Here is a 25,681-nt window from a genome sequence, read left to right as displayed (position 1 = left end):
GGCGCACCGATGAGACCGGTCCGTACGTTCGCCGAAGCCCTCGGGGCGGGGGTGCTCGTCCTCGACGGCGGGCTGTCCAACCAGCTGGAGGCGCAGGGCTGCGACCTCTCCGACGCGCTCTGGTCCGCGCGGCTCCTCGCCGACGGGCCCGAGCAGATCGAGGCGGCCCACAGGGCGTACGTACGGGCCGGTGCGCGGGTGCTGATCACCTCCAGCTACCAGGCGACGTTCGAGGGCTTCGCCCGGCGCGGCACGGGCCGGGCGGAAGCCGCGCGGCTGCTCGTCCGCAGCGTGGAGCTGGCCCGGAGGGCAGGAGAAGGGGCCACGGGGGAAGGGGCCACGGGGGGAGGGGAGGGGGCGGGGGCGGGGGCCCCGGGGGAGGTGTGGGTTGCCGCGTCCGTCGGGCCGTACGGGGCGATGCTCGCCGACGGCAGCGAGTACCGGGGGCGGTACGGGCTCTCGGTGGGTGCGCTCGAGCGGTTCCACCGGCCCCGGATCGAGGTGCTCGCCGGGGCGGCGCCGGACGTCCTCGCCCTGGAGACGGTTCCGGACGTGGTGGAGGCCGAGGCGTTGCTGCGGGCGGTCGAGGGGTGCGGGGTGCCGGTGTGGCTCTCGTACACGGTCGGGGGCGGGCGGACGCGGGCCGGGCAGGACCTGGCGGAGGCCTTCGCGGTCGCCGCGGGGAACGACCAGGTGGTGGCGGTCGGGGTGAACTGCTGCGACCCGGCCGAGGCGGGGGACGCCGTGGAGCTCGCCGTGGCCGTGACCGGGAAGCCGGCCGTCGTCTACCCCAACAGCGGGGAGCGCTGGGACGCCGGGGCGCGGGACTGGCGCGGGGACACGGCCTTCGACCCGGCCCGGGCCGTCGCCTGGACCGGGGCGGGGGCCCGGCTCGTCGGCGGCTGCTGCCGCGTCGGACCGACGACGATCGCCGCGCTCGCCGATGCCCTGGCGGGGGAGGGCACGGACACCGGCTGAGGTCGCGCCCCGAGGCCCGGCCCCGCGGAAAATGCCTGGTGGGGAGGGGAGGGGCGACCCATACTCGAAGGTGTGTTCCTGACGATCAGTACCTACGGCAACCCGGAGCGCCCCGCGACCGATCTCGGATTTCTGCTGCACAAGCATCCCGAGCGGGCGCAGGTGTTCTCGACTTCGCATGGCACGGCGCACGTCCTCTATCCCGAGGCGAGTGCCGAGCGGTGCACGGCGGCACTCCTCCTGGAGGTGGACCCCGTGGCGCTGGTGCGCCGCGGCAAGGGCAAGGGCCGGGGCGGCGCCCCGGACTCGGCGCTCGCGCAGTACGTCAACGACCGGCCCTACGCGGCGTCCTCGCTGCTCGCCGTCGCGCTCGCCAAGGTCTTCAAGACCGCGCTGCACGGCGAGTGCAAGGCGATGCCCGAGCGGGCCGCCGCGCCGCTGCCGCTGCGCGTCGAGGTGCCCGCGCTTCCCGCCCGGGGCGGTGCGGAGCTGGTGCGGGCGCTGTTCGGGCCGCTCGGCTGGGACACGGTGGAGGCCGAACCGGTGGCGCTGGACGCGGAGTTCCCCGAGTGGGGCGACTCGCGGTACGTGCGTCTGGTCCTGGAGGGCGAGCTGCGGCTCGCGGACGCCCTCAACCACCTGTACGTCCTGCTGCCGGTCCTCGACGACGCCAAGCACTACTGGGTCGCGCCCGACGAGGTCGACAAGCTGCTGCGCGCCGGTGACGGCTGGCTGGCCGCCCACCCCGAGCGGAAGCTGATCACCGCCCGCTACCTCTCGCGCCGCTGGGGCCTGGCCCGTGAGGCGACGGAGCGGCTCGAACTGGTCCGGCTCGCCGAGGCCGACGGCCTGGACGTCGAGGACGTCGACAACGCCGTCGACGAGACGACCGACACGGAGGAGCGTCCGGTGCCGCTCGCCGAGCAGCGGCGCCAGGAGATCCTTGCCGCGCTGACCGGAGCCGGGGCGGCGCGCGTGCTCGATCTCGGCTGCGGGCAGGGGCAGTTGGTGCAGGCCCTGCTCAAGGACCCGCGCTTCACCGAGATCGTCGGTGTGGACGTGTCCGCGCGTGCCCTGAGCGTCGCCGCGCGCCGGCTGCGCCTCGACCGGATGGGCGAGCGGCAGGCCGCGCGGGTGAAGCTGACGCAGGGTTCCCTCGCGTACACCGACAAGCGGCTCGCCGGTTACGACGCGGCCGTGCTCAGCGAGGTGATCGAGCACCTGGACCTGCCGAGGCTGCCGGCCCTGGAGTACGCGGTGTTCGGCTCGGCCCGGCCCCGTACGGTCGTCGTGACCACGCCGAACGTCGAGTACAACGTGCGCTGGGAGTCGCTGCCGGCCGGGCACGTCCGGCACGGCGACCACCGCTTCGAGTGGACCCGCGAGGAGTTCCGGGCCTGGGCGGAGGGGGTCGCCGGGCAGTTCGGGTACGGGGTCGAGTTCGCCCCCGTGGGACCGGACGACCCGGAGGTCGGCCCGCCGACGCAGATGGCCGTCTTCACCCGTACGAGTACCGACGGCAGCACCGAATCCCGTACCGGGAGCCGTACCGAATCCCGTACCGAATCCCGTACCGACGAGGCCTTGAAGGAGGTCACGGCATGACCCGCACCCTGCCCGTCACCGATCTCTCCCTCGTGGTGCTCGTCGGTGCCACCGGTTCCGGCAAGTCCACCTTCGCCCGGCGTCACTTCAAGCCGACCGAGATCGTCTCCTCCGACTTCTGCCGCGGGCTCGTCGCCGACGACGAGAACGACCAGTCCGCGAGCAGGGACGCCTTCGACGTCCTGCACTACATCGCGGGCAAGCGTCTGGCGGCGGGGCGGCTGACCGTCGTCGACGCCACCAACGTGCAGCAGGAGGCCCGGCGTCAGCTGGTCCGGCTGGCCAGGGAGCACGACGTGCTGCCGATCGCGATCGTCCTCGACCTGCCCGAGGAGGTGTGCCGCACGCGGAACGCCGCCCGGCCCGACCGCGCGGACATGCCGGCGCACGTCATCCAGCGGCACCGGCGGGAGCTGCGGCGTTCGCTGCGCGGTCTGGAGCGCGAGGGCTTCCGCAAGGTGCACGTGCTGCGTTCGGTGGAGGAGGTCGAGGGGGCCGAGGTCGTTCTGGAGCGGCGCTTCAACGATCTGCGGCACCTCACCGGCCCGTTCGACATCATCGGCGACATCCACGGCTGCCGTTCCGAGCTGGAGACCCTGCTCGCGAAGCTCGGTTACGTCGACGGACACCACCCCGAGGGGCGGACGGCCGTCTTCGTGGGCGACCTCGTCGACCGGGGCCCCGACTCGCCGGGCGTGCTGCGCCGGGTCATGGCGATGGTCGCCGCGGGCGACGCCCTGTGCGTCCCCGGCAACCACGAGAACAAGCTCGGCCGGTGGCTCAAGGGCCGGAAGGTGCAGGAGACGCACGGACTGGCCGAGACCATCGAGCAGTTGGGGCGGGAGAGCGAGGAGTTCCGCGCGGAGGTGGCGGCGTTCATCGAGGGGCTCGTCTCCCACTACGTCCTCGACGGCGGGAACCTCGTCGTGTGCCACGCCGGTCTGCCGGAGAAGTACCACGGCCGGACGTCCGGGCGGGTTCGTTCGCACGCGCTGTACGGGGACACCACGGGCGAGACCGACGAGTTCGGGCTGCCGGTGCGTTACCCGTGGGCGGAGGAGTACCGGGGGCGGGCCACCGTCGTGTACGGGCACACTCCCGTGCCCACCACGTCGTGGATCAACAACACCCTCTGCCTCGACACCGGCGCCGTCTTCGGCGGGAAGATGACCGCGCTGCGCTGGCCGGAGCGCGAGCTCGTCGACGTACCGGCCGAGAAGGTCTGGTACGAGCCGGCGCGGCCGCTCGTCACCGAGGCGCCCGGCGGGCACCAGGGGCGGCCCCTGGACCTGGCCGATGTGCACGGGCGGCGGACGGTGGAGACCCGTCACCTCGGGAACGTCGCCGTGCGCGAGGAGAACGCCGCGGCGGCCCTGGAGGTCATGAGCCGGTTCGCGGTCGACCCGCGGCTGCTCGCGTACCTGCCGCCGACGATGGCGCCGACCGCCACCTCGAAGGAGGAGGGCTACCTGGAGCACCCGGCCGAGGCCTTCGCCCAGTACCGGGCGGACGGCGTCGAGCGGGTCGTGTGCGAGGAGAAGCACATGGGCTCGCGGGCGGTGGCCCTGGTCTGCCGCGACGATGACGCGGCGCGCGAGCGCTTCGGCGTCGCGGGGGTGACCGGTGCGCTGCACACGCGTACGGGGCGGCCCTTCTTCGACGACGTCGCCGTCACCGAGGAGGTCCTGGGGCGGCTGCGGACGGCGATCGGCGCGGCGGGGTTGTGGGACGAGCTCGACACCGACTGGCTGCTGCTCGACGGGGAGCTGATGCCGTGGTCGCTCAAGTCCGCGGGGCTGCTGCGCGCGCAGTACGCGGCGGTCGGCGCGGCCTCCGGTGCGGTCCTGCCCGGGGCGATCGACGCCCTGGAGCGGGCGGTGGGGCGCGGGGTCGAGGGCGTCGACGGGCTGCTCGCCCGGCAGCGGGAGCGGGCCGTGGACGCGACGGCCTTCACCGAGGCGTACCGCAGGTACTGCTGGCCGACCGAGGGTCTTGAGGGCGTGCGGTTCGCGCCGTTCCAGCTGCTCGCGGCGCGTGGGCGCTCGCTCGCGGCGGTGCCGCACGACGAGCAGCTTGCCTGGCTCGACCGGCTCGTCGAGCACGACCCGACCGGGCTGCTCCAGGTCACCCGCCGGCTCGTCGTCGACACCGGCGACGAGGCCTCGGTCCGCGCGGGCACCGACTGGTGGCTGGAGCTGACCGGGGCGGGTGGCGAGGGCATGGTCGTCAAGCCGCTGGCGGCGCTGGTGCGGGACGGGAACGGCCGCCTCGGGCAGCCGGGTGTGAAGGTGCGCGGCCGGGAGTACCTGCGGATCATCTACGGTCCCGAGTACACCCGACCGGAGAACCTGGAGCGGCTGCGGCAGCGGTTCCTCGGCCACAAGCGGTCGCTGGCGCTGCGCGAGTACGCCCTCGGCCTGGAGGCCCTCGACCGCCTCGCCGCGGGTGAACCGCTCTGGCGCGTCCACGAGGCCGTCTTCGCGGTCCTCGCCCTGGAGTCGGAACCGGTCGACCCGAGGCTCTGACCCGAGCCGGGGACGGGGTACCGCCCCCGGCTGCCGCGGACCTTGCGGCCCCCGCGGCGCGGCCCGGGGCTCCGGCCCGGGGCTCCGGCCCGGCGGACCGTGCCCGCCCCGGTGGCGGTCACGCCGAAGCATGGATTCCGGTGGGTGTTCGCGAAGCCTTCACCAAGGCTTCGCGAACACCCACCGGGCGGTTCCGCGGGGGGCGCAGGGGGGCCGGGGGCGGCGCTCCCCTGCGCCCCCCGTGCTCGTTGACGCGTTTCTTCCGCACCCTCTAGCGTTCTTCACCCCATGACGTGACGCAACGTCAACAACGTGGCGCAGGACGCCACATGAGGTGGGAACACACACGCGAACACGCCGGTCGGCCACCGGCGGACGGTCTTCCCCGGAGGGCCCGCGGACGGTACGGGGGTGAGCGGCGATGAGTCTCTTCGGTCAGGACCGCTCCTTCCTCCACGCCCTCCCCGCGGCCGACCGGCGGTCGCTGCTCGCCGAGGGCGCCCGGCGCGTCTACGAACCCGGGGAGGTGATGATCCGCGAACGCGACACCACCGCCTACGTCCTCGCCCTCCTCTCCGGCTGGTCCGTCGTCTCCGTCGGCACCGAGCGCGGATCGCGGCTCATCCTCGCCCTGCGCGGCGCCGGCGAGGTCGTCGGCGACCTCGCCGCCGTCGACCGCGGCCCGCGCAGCGCCAGCGTCACCGCCCTCGGCACCGTCGAGGCCGTGGCCATCTCCGGCGACCGCTTCCGCCGCTTCCTCGCCGCCCGCCCGCACGCGACCGCGCTGATCATGCGCCAGCTCGCCACCCGGCTGCGCAGCGCCGACGTCGAACGCCGCGCGCTCGCCTCCGAGACCGTCCTCCAGCGCCTCGCCGCCCGCCTCCTCGAACTCGCCGAGCGCGCCGGACGACGCGCCGACGGCGGGACCGTACTCGAACTCCCGCTGCCCCAGCACGACCTGGCGGCGGCCATCGGAGCCACCCGCGAAGCGGTGGCCAAGGCACTGCGCCTGCTCCGCGAGCAGGACGTCGTCCGCACCGCGCACCGCACCGTCGTCGTCCTCGACATGCCGGTCCTGGTGCTCCTCGCGCAGGGGCGCGCACGCCCCGGCGGAAACCCGGCGGACGAATCTCCGCCGGGTGTGTAAACGGCTACATCGCCGGTCGCGGCACGCGGCCAGTCTGGACACGCGCACCATCACGGCACCACACACAGGGAGTCCGAGAGTGAGCAGTGCGGAAGTGAACGGGGTAGCGGGCGGGATCCACCGGTTCGTCGTCTTCGGCGACATCTGCGGTTCCGGGACCCTGGACATCGCCGGGAAGGAACTGCACCGGGCCGCCATGTACGCCGCCTTCGACGAGGCGTACGGCTCCGTCGGCGTCGAACCCGGCACCTTCCACCAGGAGGACCGGGGGGACGGCATCCTCGCCGCCCTGCGCCCCGACGTGCCGCCGACGCTCATGGTCGGACGCTGGATCGACACCCTGTACGAGAGCCTCCGCGCCCACAACACGGGCCGGAGCCGCCGCCTCCGGCTGCGGATCGGGATGAACGCGGGGCTCGTCGCCCAGGACCGGCACGGGCTCGTCGGGCGGGCCGTGGACCTCGCGGCCCGGCTCTGCGACAGCGCCCCCGCCAAGCAGATCATGGCGGAGAGCCCCGAGGTCGACCTCCTCGTCGTCGTCTCCGACTGGCTGTACGGGAACGTGGTCGCCGAGGGCGGGCGGTACGTCGAGCCCGCCCACTACCGGCCGGCCCGCATCCGGTCCAAGGAGACCGACGAGACCGCGTGGTTCCACGTACCGCGCAGGACCGTCCCGCCGCTGCCCGGCGGCGAGGAGGGTGCACGGACCGGCGTTGGGCCGTCGCGGGGGGACGGCCCAACGCCCCGGACCGGGGGAGGGGACCGTACGTACCACGTCGGGGGAGACCTCCTCGACGTCCACGGCAACACCTTCCACGGCGACTTCACCGGCATCCGCAAGAGCACGGGCGCGGGCACGGCCGCGGCCGCGGCCGCGGGGGCGGGTGAACCGGAGTGAGCGACCAGGACGACGAGGCGGCGACGGGGAGCGACACCCCGGACTCCGGCCACGACCGGGACCACCGGGACGGCCGGGGGGACGGCGGCGGCCGGGGCGACCGGGCGGATCCGCACGACCGCGGCGGCGACCGGGGCAAGGACCGCGGCGATCGCGGGGATAGGGGGGATAGGGGGCGCGGTGACCGCAGCGACCGCGACCGCGACGGCGACCGCGGCGACGGCTCCGGCGAAGCCCCGCGCGAGCCGGACGTCTTCGCGGCCGCCGACCGCGGTCCCCTCGCCGGCGGCGACACCGGCGGCGCCGCCACCGCCCGCCGCGCGCTGCGCACCTGGGCGAGCACGGCCGGCGACCGCCACACCAGCGTCCAGGGCGACGGGACGTTCTTCGAGGGCAACCAGTTCTTCTCCGTGTACGGCTTCGGCGACGCCTCGCGCTTCGTCCGGGGACCCGTACCGCCCGAGACGCTCGCCCACCTCGCCCAGGTGTACTGCGAGATCGCCGGCTACCAGCGGATGAAGGAGCGGCTCCGCGAGAACCGGGTCCTCGTCCTGTGCGGAGAGCCCGGCAGCGGCCGCAAGGCCACCGCGCTCGCCCTCCTCGACGAGGTCACCGGCGGCAAGGTCTTCCGCCTCGACCCCCGCCACGGCGTCGACGAGATCACCGGCGAGGCCCTCCAGGAGGGCGGCGGCCACCTCATGGAGCTGCTCACGGAGGACGGCCGGACCGAGGGCGAAGCACCGCGCGAGGGCGCCGTCACCGCCCGGCGCCCCGCCGCCCGCCTCTCCGAACTGCACCTGGACCGCTTCGGGGAACTGCTGCGCAGCCGTGACGCGTACGGCATCGTCCTCGTCGAGAGCGGCGAGCCGGCCGACCGGCTGATGCGCGGACGGTACGGGACGTACTGCGCGCCGCCGCCCGCCGACGAGGTCCTCCGGAGGCATCTGCGGGAACGGCTGCGGGGCGAGCCGGCCGAGGCCCTCGGTGCCGCGCGGGCGCTCGCCGCGCGGCCCGACGTCGTCCGGGCGCTCGGCCTGGAGGAGCTGCGGCCCCGCGAGGCCGCCCGGCTCGCCGAACACCTCGCCCGGCACTGGCGTGGTGAGATGACGGACGATCAACTCCTCGCCGAGTGCGCCGGGTTCGTGACGGCACAGGCCCGCGAGTGGTTCGCGGGCGCCGACCGTCCCGGGGTGCTCCCCGAGGCGCTCCCCGCCCTGAACGCCGGGGCGTTCCGGATCGCCGTCGCCGTGTTCGACGGTTCCGCCTACAGCCTCGCCGCCGAGGCCGCCGAGCTCCTCGCCTGGGAACTCGCCGTCACCCTCGACCCCGGACAGGCCCCCGGACGGCGCCTGTTCGGCGCGCACGCCGAGCACCGGCCGACGCGGGCGCGGGCCGTCCTGGAGGACGGCGAACTGGACCTCGGCCCGGCGAAGGTGCCGGTACGGGCCGTGCGCTTCCGGGGCGAGGCCCTCGCCGCCGCCGTCCTCGGGGAGGTCTGGCACGGCTACCACAACGTCCGCGGGCCGGTGGCGCGCTGGCTGCGCGCCCTCTGCGACGACCCGCGCGCCGAGGTGTGGGTGCGGGCCTCCGTCGCGGCGGGCGTGCTCTGCTCCTGGGACTGGATCCACGGCTTCCGCGAGCTGATCGTCCCCCTCGCCGTGACGGACGCCCCCGTGACCCGCCTCGCGGCCGCGACCGCGCTCGCCGAGTCCGCGCGCGACCCCCGGATCAGGCCGGCCGTCGCCTCCGTGCTGAAGGACTGGGCGGTCTCCGAGGACTCCACGCTCGTCGCGACCGCCCTCCTCGCCCACGGTTTCGTCCTGGCCGCCGGGGACGTGCCCGGCTCCCTCGACGCACTCGCCCGGGTCGTCAGGACGTGCGAGCCCGCCGACGGCGACGTGCTCGTGCCGGCCTCCTTCAGCACGGCCCGGCTGCTCGCCGCCGGAGAACCGGAGCCCGTCCTCCGGAGGCTCCGCCAGTGGCTGGAGGACGGCCGGCTCAACCTCGCCAACCTGGTCCACCTCACCGCCATCCGCACGCTGAGCACCCGGACCACCCACCTGTGGGCGCTGCGCGACGTGCCCGAACTCGACGAGCACGCGGCCCGCCCGCTCCTCGTCGCCCTGCTCGCGACCAGGCCCGGGCTCGCGCCGGAACTCGCGTGGCTGCTGCGGCACACCCTCGCCACGGCCCGCTCCGGAGGGGCCGCCCTCGAAGCCCTCGGCGGCCTGCTCCGGCGCGCCGCGAAGGACCCCGAGGCGCTCGGACGCGTCTGCGCCTTCCTGCCCCGCCTCGCGGTGGACCGCCGCGACCGGGACCGGCTCAGGGGACTGCTGAACGAACTCGTCCGGGACCGTGACCGGCCCCTGGACAGGAGCGCGGCGCGCCGGATGTGGGACGCCGTGACGGAAGGAGCGAACCGATGACCGGGCCCGAGCAGAACAGGAACGCGCGGCCGGACGAGCGGGCCCGCTGGGACGACCGGGACCACGACGACCGGCAGCGGTACGAGGCACGCGACGGCCGGGAGCGGCAACGGTACGAGGGACAGGGCCGGCAGCGGTACGAAGAGCAGCGCGACCGCCGGCCGTACGAAGGCCAGAACGGCGGGCAGCACTCCGGCGGCCGAGACGGGGACGAGGACCCGGACCTCGACCTCGACCGCGCGCGGGACGAGGAGGAGCAGCCGCGGGACCCGGGGCGGCGGCGCCCGGCCGCCGACGGCCGGTCCGCGGCCTCCGGGCGGCCGCGCGGCCCCCTCATCGGCGAGTACGCGCCCCCGTACCGCCGCCGGAGCGGCCGGGTCGCGGCCGTGCTGCTCTACCGCAACGGCGGCCACCGGGTGGTCTGGCCGGACCGCGTAGAGGACGTCGACAAGCCCATGTTCGGCTCCCCGTACACCGTCTTCGAGGTGCGGCTCGGCCGCAACGTCACCGAGTTCCGGCTCCAGCTGCCGGCCGCCGGCGACGGCGTCTTCTTCGAGGCCGTCGCGAAGGTCCAGTGGGCGGTGACCGACCCGCACCTCGTCGTCCAGGAGCAGGTCGAGGACGTCGCCGAGCTGCTCCACGACGAACTGCTCGACGGGCTGCGCAGGCTCTCCCGGCGCTTCCGGATCACCGAGGCGCAGCGCGCCGACGAGGCCGTGCGCGAGGAACTCGCCGCCGGGCGGCTCAGCTTCGGCCGGGACATCGGGCTGCGGACCCGGGTCCTCGTCTTCATCGACCTCGACGACTCCGTCAAGGCCGAGGTCTCCCGGCGCGACCGGGTCGGCGTCACCATGGAGGCCGACGAGCGGGTCGCCGAGGCCGAGCGGCGCAGGGAGGCGGCCGACCGCGCGCTCGTCGCCGAGCGCGCCCGCGAGATGGAGGCCCTCTTCCGGCGCGGCGACCTGGCGCAGATCGCCCACCACATGGCGATGAACCCCGACAAGCAGTGGGAGATCCGCACCCAGCTCCAGCGGGAGCGGCGCGAGGGCCAGGACGACTACCTGCGGGTCTTCAACCGGCTCCTGGACACCGGTGTCCTGGAACGGCACGACATCGGCGAGCAGATGTACCAGGTCCTCATGTACCTGCGGTCCCAGACCGGCACCGTCCTCGGCGGCATCACCGACCGGGTCCTCAACCCCTCCGGAGACCCCTCGGGAGACCGCCCGGGAGACCGCCCGGGCGACCCCTCGCGGGGCCGGCGCGCCCTGGAGGAGGCCTCCCCGGAGCCGAGCGCCCCGGACTGGGACGACGACCCCCGGGACGCCCGGCGCGGGCGCGGCGACGAGGAGCACGGCCCGGCCCCGCGCGACCCCCGGGTCTACGAGCCGACCCGCGTCGAGTCGCGCTCCGAACGGGAGAGGGAACGCGAACGGGAGCGCGAGAGGGACCGGGACCGGGGGCGGTCGCGGGGCCGCCGGGACGAGGGCTTCGACGACGGCCGCGACCGCTACGAGCCCGACGCGTACGAGCGGAACGACCGGTACGACCGCGACGACCCGTACGACCGCGAGCGCGGCGACCGGCCGCGCCGGACCTCCCGGCCCGCCCGGCCCAGCTCCGACTTCGACGACTGGGACGACGAATGAGCACGCCGAACCAGGCCCCCGTGCCGGTACCCCTGCCCGTGCCCGCCCCCGTACCGCCCGCGGAGATGCGGTACATGGCCGAGCGGCTCCTCTCCACCGTCCGCGAGGACATCGGCCGGGCCGACACCAAGGCCGCGATCCTGCTCTCCGGCGCCCTCGCCTTCCTCGCGGTCGTGTTCTCCGGCGACCGCGCCCCGCTGCCCACCACCGGCACGGGGCTCGCGTTCCTCCTCGCGGCGGGCGCGCTGTGGACGGCCGGGGTCCTGATGCTCGTCTCGGTGGTGCTGCCGCGCACCCGGATCGGCGCGGACCGCACGTTCCTGCGCGAGCTGACGGCCGGTCCGTCCGCGGCCGCGCTGCGGGAACAGCTCGGCGCGTCCGGCGCGGACGCCACCGACTGGCTCCTCGAACAGGCCGGCGTGCACGGGCTCGTGCTCGCGGCGAAGTACCGGTGGCTGCGCCTGGGCGTGTCCGCGCTCGCGCTCGGCGCCCTCCTGGCCCTCTTCAGCGAACTGTGGTGAGAGAGAAGATGCACTGGACCAACAAGGGGAGCGCCCTGCTCCTCGCCGGGGTGCTCCTCGCGCTCCCCGGCCCGCTCACGGCACCCGCGGCCGCCACCGGTGCCGCGGGCGTGACGCGTACGGCCGCCGATCCCGCCGAAGGCCCCGATCCGCTCGACTTCGCCGTCGTCGTCGACCAGTCGGCGAGCCTGGCCGAGAAGGACCTCGCGCGCGAGACGGAGGCGGCCGCGCTGCTCAGCCAGGGCGAGATATCGGAGCGCTCCCGGGCCACGATCATCGGCTTCGGCAGCTCCGAGAAGGCCGGCCAGTCGCCCGTGCGCGAGGTCTGCCCGCTGACCGTCGCCGACGCGGCCGGCCGCGAGCGGCTCAGCGCGTGCGTCCAGCAGCTCGGCCGCCGCGACGCCGCCCGCATGGGCCCCGGCACCGACTTCCCGGCCGCCGTCCGGCAGGCCGTCACCCGCCTCACCGAGGCCGGCGGGGCGAAGACCCCGGCCGTGCCCAAGGTGATCTTCCTGCTCACCGACGGCAAGCTGGACGTCGCCGACAGCCCCGAGTACGGCACCGACCGGGACACCCGCCAGTCCAACGGGGCGCGGCGGCTCACCGAGGAGCTCGCCCGCGCCCGGGCGGCCGGCGTCCAGATCTGGCCGCTCGGCTTCGGCAGCGAGATCGACCGCTCCGCGCTCACCGCGATGGCCGAGGGCGGCTACCGGGGCGCCTGCTCCGACATCCCCGGCTCCGTCCCCCGCATGCGGGTCGTCGGCACCTCCGCCGAGATCGACAAGGCGCTCCAGGAGACCTTCGCCGCCGCCCGCTGCGCCCGGATCGCGCAGGGCACCGTCGGGAAGCCGCCGGCCGACCTGACGGTGACCATCCCGCCCATCGCCACCGACGGCTCCCTCACCGTCGCCAAGCACGACCCGAAGGTGCGGGTCACCTACTACGACCCGGCGGGCCGCAAGGTGCCCGTGCGGGGCGAGTTCGACGGCTCGACCTTCGAGGTGAGCGGCCAGGACGGGCCGGTCGAGGCGCTGCGCGTGAAGGACCCGCTGCCCGGCCGCTGGCGCGTGCACATCGAGGCGCCGGAGGGCCACCGCGACCGGGAGGTCGCCGTCCGCGCCATCTGGCAGGGCCGCCTCCGCTCCGACGTCACCCTCGACCCGGCGTCCCCGCGCGCGGGCGAGAAGGTCACCGTGCAGGTGCGGATGCAGACCCGGCGCGGGGTCGTCATCACCGATCCGCGGCAGCTGGCCGATCTCACGGCCTCCGCCGAGGTCGCCGGCGCGGGCTTCGAGCCCTTCACCTTCCGGCTCGCCGACGACGGGCGGGCGCCCGACCGCAAGGCCGGGGACGTCCGCTTCACCGGCACGTTCACCCTGCCCGCCGGTGCCACCGGCGACCTGGAGCTCGTCACGCGCATGGCGGCGCCCGGCATCACCTCCGACCGGCGCCCGGTGCACGCCCGGCGCGGCGCGGACGTGCCGGTGCTGACCGCGGGGCTCGTCGTCGACCGCGCCACCGTGCACCCGGGCGACACCGTCCACGGCACCCTCGACCTCACCAACAACGACTCCGCCCCGCACACCCTGCGGCTCGCCCTCCAGGACCAGGCGCCCGGCGCCGAGCTGACCGTCGCCCCGACGTCCGTCACGGCGGCCGCGGGCAAGAGCACCCGCATCCCCTTCACGGTGACCGTCGCCGACGGTACGGCCCTGGGCGAACTCGGCGGGCAGGTCGCGGTCGTGGACACCGGCGACGGCGACACCGTCCTCGACACGGCCTTCCTCGACGTCCTCGTGGTGGCGCCGCCCACCTGGTGGGACCGCTGGTGGAAGGCCGTCACCGGCGGCGCCGTCGCCCTCCTGGTCCTCGCCACCCTCGTCGGGATCCGGATCCTCGCCGGGATCCGCCGTCGCGACCTCACCGGGACCACCCTCGAACTGCGCGACGACGGCCGCTCCCTGTACGCGCTGACCATCCGCAGGGGACAGAGCGAGGGCGGCACCTTCGCCTTCACCGTCGACGAGCCGTACGGGGGGCCGCCCACGCTCCGCAGCGTCCGCGGCACGGCCGCCTCCACCGCCCACGTGCTGCGCCGCACCAGCTCCGGCGAGCTGCTGCTGCGCCCCCGGGGTGGCCGCCAGGTGCCGGTCAGGGCCGGTGAGCCGATCGGCCTGGGCGAGCACGAACTCGTCGTACGGGGCGGGCGCGTGTCCCCTCCGCGGAGGAGCCGTCCCCCAAGGAGGCCCGACCCCGGCACCGGACGCGGCGGCGGCACCGGTCCCGGCACGGACCCCGGCACCGGCACCGGCACCGGTCCCGGCACCGGTCCTGGCTCCGGCCCCGGCACCGGTTCCCCCTCCGGGGCGGGCGGGTCCGGCGGGTCCGACACCTACGACGTCAACTTCTGAACGGGCACCGAGGAGAGACGACATGAAGATCTACCAGCCCATGCTCTTCGTCGGACTCGGCGGCACCGGCGGAAAGATCGGCAGCGAGCTCGAACGACAGCTCCGCAGGGAACTCTGCGGACCCGACGGCACCGACCTCGTCGACGGCGGCCGCCGGCTGCCCTTCCAGCTGCCCGACTGCCTCCAGTTCGTCTACGCCGACTTCAGCGAGGGCGAACTGCTCGGCTACCCCCAGTTCCGGGCCAGGGGCGCCGAGGGCGCCGCCTTCGGCCGGACCTCCCGCATGGTCCGCGACCTGCTGCCCACCGACTTCGACTCCTCGCCCGAGGTGACCCGCATGCTGCGGGTCTCCGTCCACGAGGAGACCCGGCTCTGGCTGCCTCCGCAGGCCCGCCAGCCGCGCGTCGCCCCCCTCAACAGCGGCGCCGGCCAGCTGCCGACCGTCGGACGCGCCGCACTCTTCGCGACCATGCGCTCCGGCCTGGGCCCCGTCCTGCAGCAGCTCCGCGCGGCGATCGGCGCCATCGGACAGGCGGCGGGCGACCTCAAGCGGGTCGGCGGCGGCCGCATCCGGGGCTGCGACGTCTTCGTCGCCTTCTCCGTCGCCGGCGGCACCGGCGCCGGCATCTTCTACGACTTCATCCACCTCATCGGGCACGAGTTCCGCAACGCCAACGTGCCCGGCGTCAAGATCTACCCCCTCGTCGTCATGCCCTCCGCCTTCCCGCCGGAGGCGGGCGGCGGCCGCGAGGCCGAACTCAACGCCGCCCGCGCCCTCGTGGACCTCTCCCGGCTCGTCGACGACCAGAACGTGCCCAACGCCCTCGACACCGTCGGCGACGTCGAGGAGCGCGGCCGGCTCAGCGTCACCTACCCCAACCACGGGGTCGTCGCCCTGCGCCCCGCCACCATGCAGACCGCCTTCCTCTTCTCCAAGCCGGCCGTCATCGGCGCCGAGGACCTCCGCCGCTCCATCACCGCCATGGTGATGTCGCTGATCGGCACCGAACTCGACAACGGTTCGGTGACCCGCGCGGAGGACGACTACCAGTCCTTCGCCGCCAGCTTCATCAACAGGAGCGTCGAACGCGCCACCCCGGCCCGTACCGGCATCGGCTACCGGGGCATGTCCACCAGCCTCGCCGCCTCCCTCACCGTCCCCGTCGACGACCTCGCCGAGATCGTCGCCGCCCGCCTCCTCGCCCAGGCCGTCCGCGGCATGTCCGAACGCGCCCGGCGGCCCGCCCGCGACGGACAGGACCTCGTCCGCGACCTCTTCACCCGCTCCGGCATCGGACGCCTCTGGAGCCGCGAGGCCCCCGACGTCCCGCTGCCCGAGCAACTCCCGCGCGGCAGCCGGGACATCACCCAGGAACTCCGGCAGCGGCTCAACGACATGGAGGACTCCCTCCAGCGCCTCGACGTCCACCTCTCCCGCGAGATCCCGCGCCTCACCGAGGACTTCAGGCCGGGCGGGGGCACCCGCGAACTCCTCGGCCTCATCGGCCCGTTCCAGCTCGAAACCGTCCTCGCCGGACTCCCCGGCCACCCCGACCGGGTGGCCAGGGAGGGCTTCACCGGCATGCTCGACAACCGGCGCAACGACCCCGAACGGCCCCCGAACGTCCAGACCGCCGCCCCCAACATCCCCCACATCAAACGAAGCGTCGGCGGAGTCGTACCCGCCCGCTGGACCGACCCCGACGTCCAGGACACCCTCGCCGCCCAGCAGGCCTGGTACCAGTGGCGGGCCCGCGTCCTCTGGCACCGCGGCTGGCAGGCCGGAGAGAGCCAGTGGCGGCCCTCCCTCAACCGCGTCACCGCCGAGGTCGCCGAACTCACCAAGGTGCTCCGCGCACACGAACAGGACGAGTCCAAGTCCTTCGCCGACCGCCGCCGCGAGCTCTACCGCGACGACCGCGCGGGCATCGCCTATCTGCTGCCCCCGCAGAACACCCTGCGCGCCTTCTACGACGACGTCGTCGACCGCCTCGCCCAGAGCATGGGCCTCCCCGAGACCACCGACGCGGCGACCCTCCTCGACCGGCTCGTCGGGCCCGACGACTGGCGGCGCGCCCTCGACGCGGTCCTGCGCCCCGGGGCGGCCGTGAAGGAGATCAAGCAGGTCGTCGAGCGGCGGGTCAAGCGCCTGTTCGGCGAGGCCAACGAGGACGTCTTCGCCCGCCCCCTGCTGCCCTCCATGGAACTGCTGCTCCGCGCCGCCGCGGGCGACGAGACCGCCGAGGCGAAGGTCGACCCGCGCTGGCTCGACCAGTTCCGCTCCCGGCTCGCCGGACTCATCCCCGTCGGCTTCGTCCCCGACGGCAGCGGCCCGCTGAAGATCCTCATCGTGCACCCGGCCAGCGAGTCGGACGGCCGCGCCTCCGACTTCCTCGGGCAGGAACTCAACCTGCCCGCCCGGGTGGTCCCCGAATGCCGGGCCGTCGACACCGACTCCATCACCGTCGTCTTCTTCCGCAGCGGCATGAACCTCACCGACATCTCCGAGGTCCGCGGCGTCCTCAGCCTCTGGTCCGAGGCCCGCGACGCCGGCGGCGAGGACGACTTCCTGCACTGGCGCCAGCGGCTCGGCTACCAGGACGACTGGCTCGTCTCCACCGAGGAGGACCGGCAGCGCATCCTCCACCGGCTGCTCTGCGCCATGTGGAACGGCCACATCGCCGCCGTGGGTCCGGCCGACTCGCCCCACCTCGTCCGGATCAGCCTCCAGGACGGCGAGTCCGCGACCATGTCGCTGCGCCTGGAGGGCTTCGACGGCTCGCTGTCCAGCTGGACGGGGCTGCTGCGCGCGTACGAACGCTGGGCGCTGCTCGACGAGGGGCAGATCATCGAGCAGTTCTGCGAACGCCTCATGCGCGCCCTGCCCAAGGGCCTCGCCCAGGTACCGGCGCCCCCGTCGCCGCTCTTCAGCCACTTCGTCGAGCAGGTCGCCCCGCGCCAGCTCCGCCTGATCGACCGGATCGCCGCCGAGTACGGCCCGGCGGACAGCGAGTGGCTGGCCCCGCTCCGCCACTTCTGGGAGGTCACCTACCCGGGCGCCCTCGCCATGCGCTTCCCGAGCGCGGCCCGCGCGACCCGGGCGAACCTCCGCGCCCTGTACGAACGGCACGCACCGCGCCAGGGGCAGGGCCAGGGCCACGGGCAGGGGAAGACGCCCGGCCGTCCGCAGGACCGGCGTCCCGGCCCCGTCCCGAGGGCCCGGCAGGAACCGGGGCCCCGGATCCGGCCCCGGTACGAAGACGGTGACGGGTACGGGTACGGCGCCCGGTACGAGGACGAGGCCCCGCGCGACCCGCGTTCCGCGTACCCCCACCGCACGCCGCCCTCCCCGGCCCCGTCCGCCTACGAAGGGGACTGGGAGCTGGAGCCCGAGCCGGACCTCGGGCCCGAGGAGGAAGAGCAGTACGACGGGGAGTACGAGGACGAGTACGAGGCGGACCACGGCGCCGACTTCCGGTCCGCCGACGACGGGCCGTACCGCCGCGACCGTTCCGCCGACGACGAGCCGTACCGCCGCGACCGGGGCGGTGAGGAGGAGTGAGCCCGCGAGTCCAGCCCGTCCTGCCCGAGCGGCCGATGCCGGGCCACGCCGTCTGCATCGACCTGCGGACGCCGACGGCCGGGGCGTACGACTCCGAGGCCGCCGTCCGTGCGGCCCTGGACGTCCCGCAGCCCGGCGGCGAGCGGCGGTTCCTCGTCGTCGACGAGGCCGACCGGCTCGTCGCCCACCAACTGCTGTACGAGCGTCTCTCCTCGTACGGCCCCGCGCACATCGTGTGCCTGGCGGTCGGCGCCCGGGGAGAGCGGACCCTCAACCGCTCCCTCACCCTCCGCCCGCCCGCCGCCGGCGTCCTGTGGGTCTTCGACTCCACGGAGGACGGCGTCCCGGGCGAGGCCGTGCTGCGCCCGCTCGTCGACGTCCTGTCCACACCGGAGGTCTTCGACGCCGTCCTGCGCGCGCTCGGCGAGGTGGTGCACGGCGTCGCCGTGCCCGCCGTGCGGGTCCTGGAGCACGACCTGACCGACGAGGCCCGGGCACGTGCCTGGCGGCAGGCGGTGGAGGGCCTGGCAGGGCCCGACGTCCCGGCCGGGAACGTCTCCGCCGAGCAGGTGCCGGCCGCGCTCGCGCTGCTCCTCGACGAGGGCGTGCCGCGCTCCCTGTCCGGGCACGCGTGGCTGCCGCTCCAGGGCCGGGCGGGCGCCAGGCTCGCCGCCTGCGACGCGGCCGTCGGGGAGGCCGTCGACGGCTACCACCGGGTCCGGGGCCCGGCCGGCCTGCTCACCGGGGCGGGCCGGGGCGTCGACCTGCCGGGGGACGTCGAGCGGGTGGCGGCGGAGCTGGACCGGTTCCGCACCGCCGTCGCGGACGCGTTCGGCGCGGCCGGCGGCACCCGGCTCACCGCCGAGCACCGGGGCGTGCTGCGCGAGCGGGGGATCGAACTCCCGGAGCTGCCACGGGAGATCTCGCGGGCCGGGATCGTCCCGGCGCTGCGCGACCTCACCCACGACCTGATCGGCAAGGGGCTGCCGCTGCGGTCCGTCGCGGCGCGCCTTTCCGCCCTCTCCGCGCGCACCGCGCCCGTGGGCAGCGCGGCCCGGCTCGCCCGGCTCGACGCGATCTGCGGCCCCGAGCGGCTGCGGCGCCTCGGCGCCTCGTACCCCTTCACCGCGGGCGGTTCGCGGCCCGTCGCCTTCGCCGTGACCGGGCTCCTGGCGCTGCTCGCCGGGGTATGGCCGGTGCTCGGCTGGGTCCTCGGTCCGGCCGTCGGCGTCCTCGCCGCCGGGCTCGCCCACCTGATGCTGCGGCGCCGGCCCAACCGCTCGCCCGACGGGCGGATCGACGGCGGCGGCGCCACGGGAGCCGCGCCGCGGCTCTTCGGCGGGCTGCTCGGCGGTCTCGTCGGGGCGGGCCTCGGCCAGTTCCTGGGCCTGCCCGTCTGGGCGGGGGCCGTGGCGGCGACCGTGGCCGTGGCGGCCGTCGTGCTGCTCGCGCTGCGGGACTGGACCCGGGCCGTGGACGACTGGTGGGCGCGCGCGGACCCGGAGGAGGCCTGGCGGATCCTGCGGGAGATCCAGGACCTCGTGGTCACGACCGCCGTGCACGACTGGCTCTTCGCCGAGGTGCGGCACCACTGCTCGGCCGGGGCGGGAGCCGTCGCCGGACTGCTCAGGGGCCTCGCGGAGACCGCCGACACGCACGGACAGCCGCGCCCGGCGCGCGAGGACGAGCGGCGAGAGGACGAACCGTCCCCGCCCCGGGAGACCGGTGCGGCGTCCTGGAGCTGGGAGGACTGGAGCGACGACGCGGACGACTGGGGGGAGTCGGCGGAGGCCTGGGGCGACGGGGCGGAGGACGACCTCTGGTCCGAAGGACCGCCCCCGGCGGCCGAGCCGGCCGCTCCTCCGCACGCCTCTCCCTCCGGCTCCTTCGACCGAGACCCCGGGGTCCCCGCCGAAGGGCCGCTGTCCGGCCCCGCGCCCGGCTGGCTGGAACGGCGGTACGGGGACGGGGGCCCCGCGCTCGTCGACACCCTCGTCGGCGACCTCGTCGCCGGGACCGTCCTGATCCTCGACCGCTGCTGGGCGGGCATCGAGCGCGACCCGGGCGCCCTCGCGCGGGCCGGCCACGAGCAGCTGCTCGCGGAGCTCCTGGACGAGACCCGGCTCCGCCTGGAGCGGGACGTGGCCGCCTCGCCGCCGCCGCGGTACGAGGGCCTCCGCGACCCCGACGCGCTCACCTCCCTCGCGGCGTTCACCGACCGCTCCGACCGGCCCGACGCGGCCCGGCTCACCGGGGTCGCCGCCGACGCGGTGGCCCGGCTGCTCCTGGCGGAGGACGACCCCGGCCGTACGGCCGTGCTGTGCGGCCCCGAGCACCTGCGGCTGCTCTCCCACGATCCGCTGTCCGCCCGCCAGGTCCGCTTCGTGCCCGAGGCGATGCGGCGCGGCGCCGCCGGGGACGACATCTGGCGGGGCACCGCCGAGGACGTGGTGTGGACCGGCGCGGGCCGGCACGCCGGAATCCTCCGCCTCGTACCGCTGCGCGCGGGCGTCGTGCACACCGTCCGCGCCGAGGAGGCGGGAGAACCGTGACCGACCCGAACCACCCGAACCATCCGAGCGACCCGAGCGACCCGAACCGTCGGGATGACGCGGACCACCCGGCGTACCAGAACCGTCCGAGCGACCCGAGTCGTCCGACGGGCCAGGGGTACCCGGACCAGTCCTTCGGGCCGGACCAGCCGCCCGGCCCGGACCCCGTGGGCGACCCGAACCATTCGGGCGACCCGAACCAGCCGCTCGGCCCGGAGCACCCCGACCACCTGAGCGAGCCGACCACGCCGACCCATCCGTACTACCAGGAGCTGGAGTTCCTCACCCCCTGGGAGGTGCCGGCGCGTTTCGCCGTGCGCTACGGCGAGGACCACCGGCCGCCAGGCCGTCCCGGCGTCCTCGCGCGCCGGGCGACCCTCGGCGCGGGCGCGCACGTCCTCCAGTACCGCCTGGCGCCGTCCGCACAGGGCGACCCGCAGGCGTACGCCCTCCTGGAACGGGAGGTGGAGGCCGCCGTCGCCCTCGAACGGCGCTACGGCGGCGCGAAGTTCGGCGCGGTCTTCGCCAGGATCGTCGGCTTCGACCTGACCGCCCCCGAGCCCTTCGTGCTGTACCGGCCGCCGGCCGGCCGGCCGCTGTCCGACTGGGCCGGGCGCCTCGGCGCCGAGGACCAGGAGCGCATCACCGGCCAACTCGCCATGGCCGTACGGCTCCTGGCCGAGTCCGGCCTCGTGCACCGGGCCATCGCGCCCGACACCGTACGGTGGGACGGCTCCCGGATCCGGCTCTGCGAACCGTACGCGGCGCAGCGCGCCGGGGAGGCCCGCGAGCCCTTCGGCGGCGCCCCCTGGGCCTCGCCCGAGCAGCGCGCGGGCCACGGCGCCGCCGACCCGCGCGACGACCTGTGGTCCGTCGCCGAACTCGCCTACTACCTGCTCGCCGGCCGCCCCGACCGGGGCGAGGGACCTCCGGCCGACCTCGCCGACTACCGGCGGCTCGCCGCCCTCGGACAGAGCGGGTTCTTCGCCGCGCGCGCGGCGGACCGGCCCCGGCCGGCCGAGCTGCTGCGGCTCCTGCACGTCCCCGACCCCCTCGCCTCCGGCAGCGGGGCGGTCGACCCGCACCACCGGTGGCGTGCCGAGTACGACCGGCAGATCGCCAGGAAACGCGCGGCCACGGGCGGCGCCCCGCTCCCCGTGGAAGCGGAGGAACCGCCCCCGCCGCCACCGCGGCCGGGGCGCCCCACCCTCCGGGACCGGATCTTCGGCGGCGGCGAGTCCTCCCGCCCCACGGCCCCCGCCGTACCGCCCGAACCGGCCGCGCCCCCGCCGTCGCGCAGCCGCATGTGCCCGCACTGCCTGCTCCCCGTCGAGTACGACGAGCGGCTGCTCGTCACCATCGACGCCAAGGGCAACCGGATCCCGCTCGACCTCAGCGCCGAACGCCGCCCCGGCCACGTCGCGGACGCCCTGCGCAAGGCCTACCACCTGTGCCCGCACACCGTGGACGGCGACGAGGAGCACGAACTCCCCGTCCCCTACCTCACCAACGGCGAACCGCTCTCCGTCGCCCTGGTCGGCAGCTCCTCCGTCGGCAAGACCCACCTCCTCGCCGCCATGCTCGGCGAGGTCGAACTCGGCGGCCTGGAACCGTACGGACTCAAATGCCGGCCCCTCAACCCCGAAGCGCACCGCACGTTCGTGCGCGAGCGGGTCCAGAGGCTCAAGGAGGGGCAGCAGCTCGGCCGGACCGGACAGCAGACCTTCGCGCGCTTCGCCGACGGCCTGCTCGTCTCGGCGGGCGGCGCGCCGCCCCGCCCCGTCGTCTTCTTCGACCTCGCGGGCGAGGACCTCGCCCAGGACGGGGAGGTCGGCCGCTTCCTCATGGGGGTCGACGCCTTCATCTTCGTCCTGGACCCGCTGCGCGCCCTCCGGCTGCCCGGCCTCGACCCGGTACGCGAACAGAGCGGGCTGCGGCGGCGCGACCTCGGCGACGAGGCCTTCACCACCGTCCTCAACCGCATCCCCCGGCAGCGCGGCGGCCTCGTCGCCGCGCCCGCCGCGCTCGCCGTCAACAAGAGCGACCTCGTCCGCTTCGAACCGGCCGTCTACCGCTGGCTCGGCCGGGCCCTGCCCGGCCGCCACGACCCCGAGGCGCTCCGGGCGGAGAGCCGGGACGCGTACGCGTTCCTCGCCCAACACGCCAGTGCCGCCTGGCTCAAGCCCTTCGACGACTGCGCCGACTGCACCCTGCACTTCGTCGCCGCGACCGGCGGGCAGGCGCGCGGCGACCGATTCCCGCACGGGGCCCGGCCGCGCCGGGTCCTCGCGCCGCTGCTGTCGCTCTTCGCCCACTGCGGGCTGCTGCCCGGGGCGGAACCTATGGAGGGGATCGTCCGATGACGCGGACGGAGAACGAACTCGACCAGATCGTCTTCCGCTGGGACAGCGAGAACCTCACCGGCAACACCGGCTTCGGGCCGGTCGCCTGGTCCGGGGCCCGCGACGAGACCGAGACCCTCTTCCAGGTCTCCGGCCCCGTCCTGCGGGCCGCCGGGGAGGAGACCCGGCCGGCCCTGATCCGGCTGCGGCGGCGCGACTACGTGATGCTGGTGCGGCGCGTGCCCTTCATGGACGCCGACGGCCGTACGTCCGTGCTCTGCCACGCCCTCGTCGGCGCGCCCGCCCTCCTCGGTCCCGCGGTCTGCCTCGGGCTGCACCGCTGGGACTGGGACGGTGCCACCGCCGCGAACGCGACCCGGGCGCGGGGGCGGCTGCCGGTGGTCCCGGCGGAGGCCGTCGTCCCCGCGGCGAGCCGCCGTGGCCTCGTGGAGCTCGACCGGCTGCTTCCGTACGCCTCCGACGAACTCGTCGGCGCGGTGGCGGAGTTCCTTCGTCACCCCGACGAGCTGTTCACCGTCCTCGACGAACGGGGCGACACCGCCTGCCCCGTGCTGTGGGGGCTGCACAGCATGCTCGGGGCGCTCACCAAACGCCCCTGGACCTTCGCCACCCACGACACGCTCGAACTGCCGTCGCTCCGCTTCGCGTTCGTCGGCCGCTGGTCCGGCGCGGCGAGCCGCAACACGGAACGACGCCGCGTCGACCCGCGCGAGCGGTGCGGCGACCGGGCGGAGGAGGTCGCGGCCCGCCTCGTCCGCCACCACCTGTGGGAACTCGAGGAGAAGGGCCGCGACCGCGTGGTCGGCAGAGCCCTCCGCACCGCCGCCACCACCTACGGCGGCCCCCTCCTGGACGCGGCCACCCGAGCGGCCGACCACCTGGACGCAACGGACTCCCGCACGTCGGGGCCGCGGCGGAGGGGGCAGCCGGGGCCGGAGACGGGGAACCGGCGGGCGCCGGGCGGTGGGGACCAGGGGGCGCGGGGCCCCTGGGGCCAGGACACCGGCTCCCAGGGAGCCCCTGGCCCCCGTGACGAGGCCGACCGGCGCACGCCAGACCCGTGGGGCGAGGCCGCCGGGCCCACACCGGGGCCTCGCAACCGCCCGGCCCCGGGGCCTCGGAACCGGCCCGCGCCGGGTGCCCGGGGCCAGGGCGCGCCCGGCTCTTGGGACGAGGGCGCTCCGGAGGCCCGGCATCCGGTCTCACCGGAGTCCCGGGGCCAGGGCGCGCCCGGCTCTTGGGACGAGGGCGCTCCGGAGGCCCGGCATCCGATCTCACCGGAGTCCCGGGACCAGGGTGTCGCCGGCTCCCGGGGCGAGAGTGCCTCCGGCCCTTGGGACCGGGCCACACTGGACCCCCGTGGCGGGGGTGCGGGGGACGCCGGGCGCGAGGGCGGCCAGGGCCGCCGGGATCAGGCGGGCTCGGATCGTCGGGACCCGGGGACTCCGGAGCCTCGGGATCAGGGGGCTCCGAGCCCTTGGGACGAGGGCTCGTCGGGCCCCTGGGGGCCGAGCCCCTCGGACCCTCGGGACCGGCCCTCTGCCGGTCCTCGGGACCGGACCGTGCCGGACCCTCGGGAGCAGGACAGTCCCAGCCCCCGGCACTCCGGCACCTCTGACCCCCGGCAGCAGGGCGCCTCGGATTCCCGGCACTCCGGCACCTCGGGCTCCCGGCACTCCGGCACCTCTGACCCCTGGCAACAGGGCACCTCGGATTCCCGGCACTCCGGCACCTCGGATTCCCGGCACTCCGGCACCTCTGACCCCCGGCACTCCGGCACCTCTGACCCCCGGCACCCCGGCACCTCTGACTCCCGGCAGCAGGGCGCCTCGGATTCCCGGCACTCCGGCACCTCTGACCCCTGGCAACAGGGCACCCCGGACTCCCGGCACCCCGGCATCTCTGCCCCCCGTCACCCCAGCACCCCGGAGCCCCAGCGCCCCGAGCCGTCCGGTGACGTGCGCCCCGACCCGGTCCGTTCTCCGTACCCGGACTCCCCGGGGCCGTGGACCGATGCCTCCGGAGCGGCGGGTCCGGATCCGGACCCGGCCGTCCGGCCCGACCGGGCCGGTCCGGCGGAGCCGCCGCCTCGGCCGGGCCGGCATCCGGAGCTCGCCGAGCCGCGTGGGGCGTCGTCCTGGTCCTCCGGCCGCTCGGACGGAAACGCAGCCGAGCGGCCGTCCGACCAGAGCCGACCCGCACCCGCCTCCGCCCCCGAGCCCCCGCCGCCGCCCGTGACTCCCCCCGCTCCCGTACCCGACGTCCCGCCCGCCGAGCAGGCCCACGGCGGTGCCCTCGCCCACCCCCGTCCCGATCTGCCCCGTGTCGGGCCGCAGTGGACCAGGCCCGGTAAAGGGGTGCGGCGGCGGAAGCAGGGGCGGGAGGTCGAGACCTCGCTCGTGCACAAGCTGCCGACCGCGCGGAGCGTGGAGGAGGCCCGGGAGCTCGTCGTCCGGGCCGGGAGCCGCGAGCTGCTCGCCGCGTTGCGCCGGCCGCAGGCGTACGCCGTCGTCACCGAACTGGTCCGGGAGATCGCCCGGCGCCTGCCGTCCTGGGGCCATCCGATGCGCCGGGAGCTCTGCGAGGTGGCCATCGCCCGGGAGCTGTGGGCCGTCCCGCCGTCGAACGCCCGCGACGACCCCTCCGAGCCCCCCGAGGAGCAGCGCGCGGCGAACGCCGCCGAGCTGCACCGCTGGGCCGTCCGCCCGCTGCTCGCCGGCGGCGACGCCCCGGTCGGCACGGTCGCGGAGCTGCTCGCGCGGCTCCGTACCAGCCCGGCGCCGTCCGCCCGCGAGGCGTTCTGGCTGATCGTCGACGGCGAGAGCCCCGGCCTCCCGGACGCCGTCTGGCTGACGCTCCTGAAGGAGGCGTACGGCCTGCCCCGCACCGCGCCCCGCCCGAGCCCTCCACCGGAACCGGAGCGGCCGGACGACCTCGGCAACGGCTACACCCAACGCTTCCTGCGCCGGGCCGCGCTCCTGATCGGCGGCCTGGTGGTCGCGATCGTCCTGATCGTCCTGGCCAAGTGAGGCGGGTGACCCACG

General features: G+C 75.6%; 13 protein-coding genes. All 13 read left to right on the top strand.

Annotation, left to right across the window (positions count from 1 at the left end):
* The first annotated feature begins 9 nt into the window (after positions 1 to 9).
* The 13 genes from mmuM to GGE06_RS29865 all read left to right on the top strand — a co-directional run bounded on the left by mmuM (position 10) and on the right by GGE06_RS29865 (position 25,666).
* Positions 10 to 978 (top strand): homocysteine S-methyltransferase, encoded by a 969-nt coding sequence (mmuM, locus tag GGE06_RS29925; protein WP_184932306.1) that lies wholly within the window; start codon positions 10 to 12, stop codon positions 976 to 978.
* A 72-nt stretch (positions 979 to 1,050) separates the two neighbouring features.
* On the top strand, positions 1,051 to 2,583 hold the full coding sequence (locus tag GGE06_RS29920) for a 3' terminal RNA ribose 2'-O-methyltransferase Hen1 (protein ID WP_184932305.1): 1,533 nt from the start codon (positions 1,051 to 1,053) through the stop codon (positions 2,581 to 2,583).
* Positions 2,580 to 5,108, top strand: coding sequence for a polynucleotide kinase-phosphatase (locus tag GGE06_RS29915; RefSeq protein WP_184932304.1), 2,529 nt, complete (start codon positions 2,580 to 2,582; stop codon positions 5,106 to 5,108). Before GGE06_RS29920 ends, GGE06_RS29915 begins: the two co-directional genes overlap by 4 nt.
* Before the next feature lie 421 nt (positions 5,109 to 5,529).
* Positions 5,530 to 6,255: a Crp/Fnr family transcriptional regulator gene (locus GGE06_RS29910; RefSeq protein WP_116158344.1), complete on the top strand. Its 726-nt coding sequence runs from the start codon at positions 5,530 to 5,532 to the stop codon at positions 6,253 to 6,255.
* Positions 6,256 to 6,334: 79 nt separating this feature from the next.
* Entirely contained in the window at positions 6,335 to 7,153 is an 819-nt protein-coding gene (locus GGE06_RS29905) for a nucleotidyl cyclase domain-containing protein (RefSeq protein ID WP_221518646.1), read from the top strand.
* Positions 7,150 to 9,579: a hypothetical protein gene (locus GGE06_RS29900; protein ID WP_312883356.1), complete on the top strand. Its 2,430-nt coding sequence runs from the start codon at positions 7,150 to 7,152 to the stop codon at positions 9,577 to 9,579. The genes GGE06_RS29905 and GGE06_RS29900 overlap by 4 nt, the downstream gene beginning before the upstream one ends.
* Positions 9,576 to 11,228: a hypothetical protein gene (locus tag GGE06_RS29895; RefSeq protein WP_184932303.1), complete on the top strand. Its 1,653-nt coding sequence runs from the start codon at positions 9,576 to 9,578 to the stop codon at positions 11,226 to 11,228. The genes GGE06_RS29900 and GGE06_RS29895 overlap by 4 nt, the downstream gene beginning before the upstream one ends.
* The gene (locus GGE06_RS29890) at positions 11,225 to 11,749 is read left to right on the top strand and encodes a Pycsar system effector family protein (protein ID WP_246532846.1); all 525 of its coding nucleotides are present in this window, start codon (positions 11,225 to 11,227) and stop codon (positions 11,747 to 11,749) included. The genes GGE06_RS29895 and GGE06_RS29890 overlap by 4 nt, the downstream gene beginning before the upstream one ends.
* Positions 11,746 to 14,160, top strand: a complete 2,415-nt coding sequence (locus GGE06_RS29885) for a VWA domain-containing protein (protein ID WP_184932302.1) — start codon at positions 11,746 to 11,748, stop codon at positions 14,158 to 14,160. The genes GGE06_RS29890 and GGE06_RS29885 overlap by 4 nt, the downstream gene beginning before the upstream one ends.
* Positions 14,161 to 14,182: 22 nt before the next feature.
* Positions 14,183 to 17,722, top strand: coding sequence for a tubulin-like doman-containing protein (locus tag GGE06_RS29880; protein WP_184932301.1), 3,540 nt, complete (start codon positions 14,183 to 14,185; stop codon positions 17,720 to 17,722).
* Positions 17,719 to 20,274, top strand: coding sequence for an amino acid adenylation domain-containing protein (locus tag GGE06_RS29875; RefSeq protein WP_184932300.1), 2,556 nt, complete (start codon positions 17,719 to 17,721; stop codon positions 20,272 to 20,274). Before GGE06_RS29880 ends, GGE06_RS29875 begins: the two co-directional genes overlap by 4 nt.
* Positions 20,271 to 22,637, top strand: a complete 2,367-nt coding sequence (locus tag GGE06_RS29870; RefSeq protein WP_312883355.1) for a hypothetical protein — start codon at positions 20,271 to 20,273, stop codon at positions 22,635 to 22,637. Before GGE06_RS29875 ends, GGE06_RS29870 begins: the two co-directional genes overlap by 4 nt.
* On the top strand, positions 22,634 to 25,666 hold the full coding sequence (locus tag GGE06_RS29865; protein ID WP_184932299.1) for a hypothetical protein: 3,033 nt from the start codon (positions 22,634 to 22,636) through the stop codon (positions 25,664 to 25,666). The genes GGE06_RS29870 and GGE06_RS29865 overlap by 4 nt, the downstream gene beginning before the upstream one ends.
* The last annotated feature ends 15 nt before the right edge of the window (positions 25,667 to 25,681 follow it).

Source organism: Streptomyces nymphaeiformis (genome assembly GCF_014203895.1).
Taxonomy (GTDB): domain Bacteria; phylum Actinomycetota; class Actinomycetes; order Streptomycetales; family Streptomycetaceae; genus Streptomyces; species Streptomyces nymphaeiformis.
The sequence above is the reverse complement of the archived record's forward strand: the minus strand, read 5'-3'. Positions and strand labels throughout refer to the sequence as shown.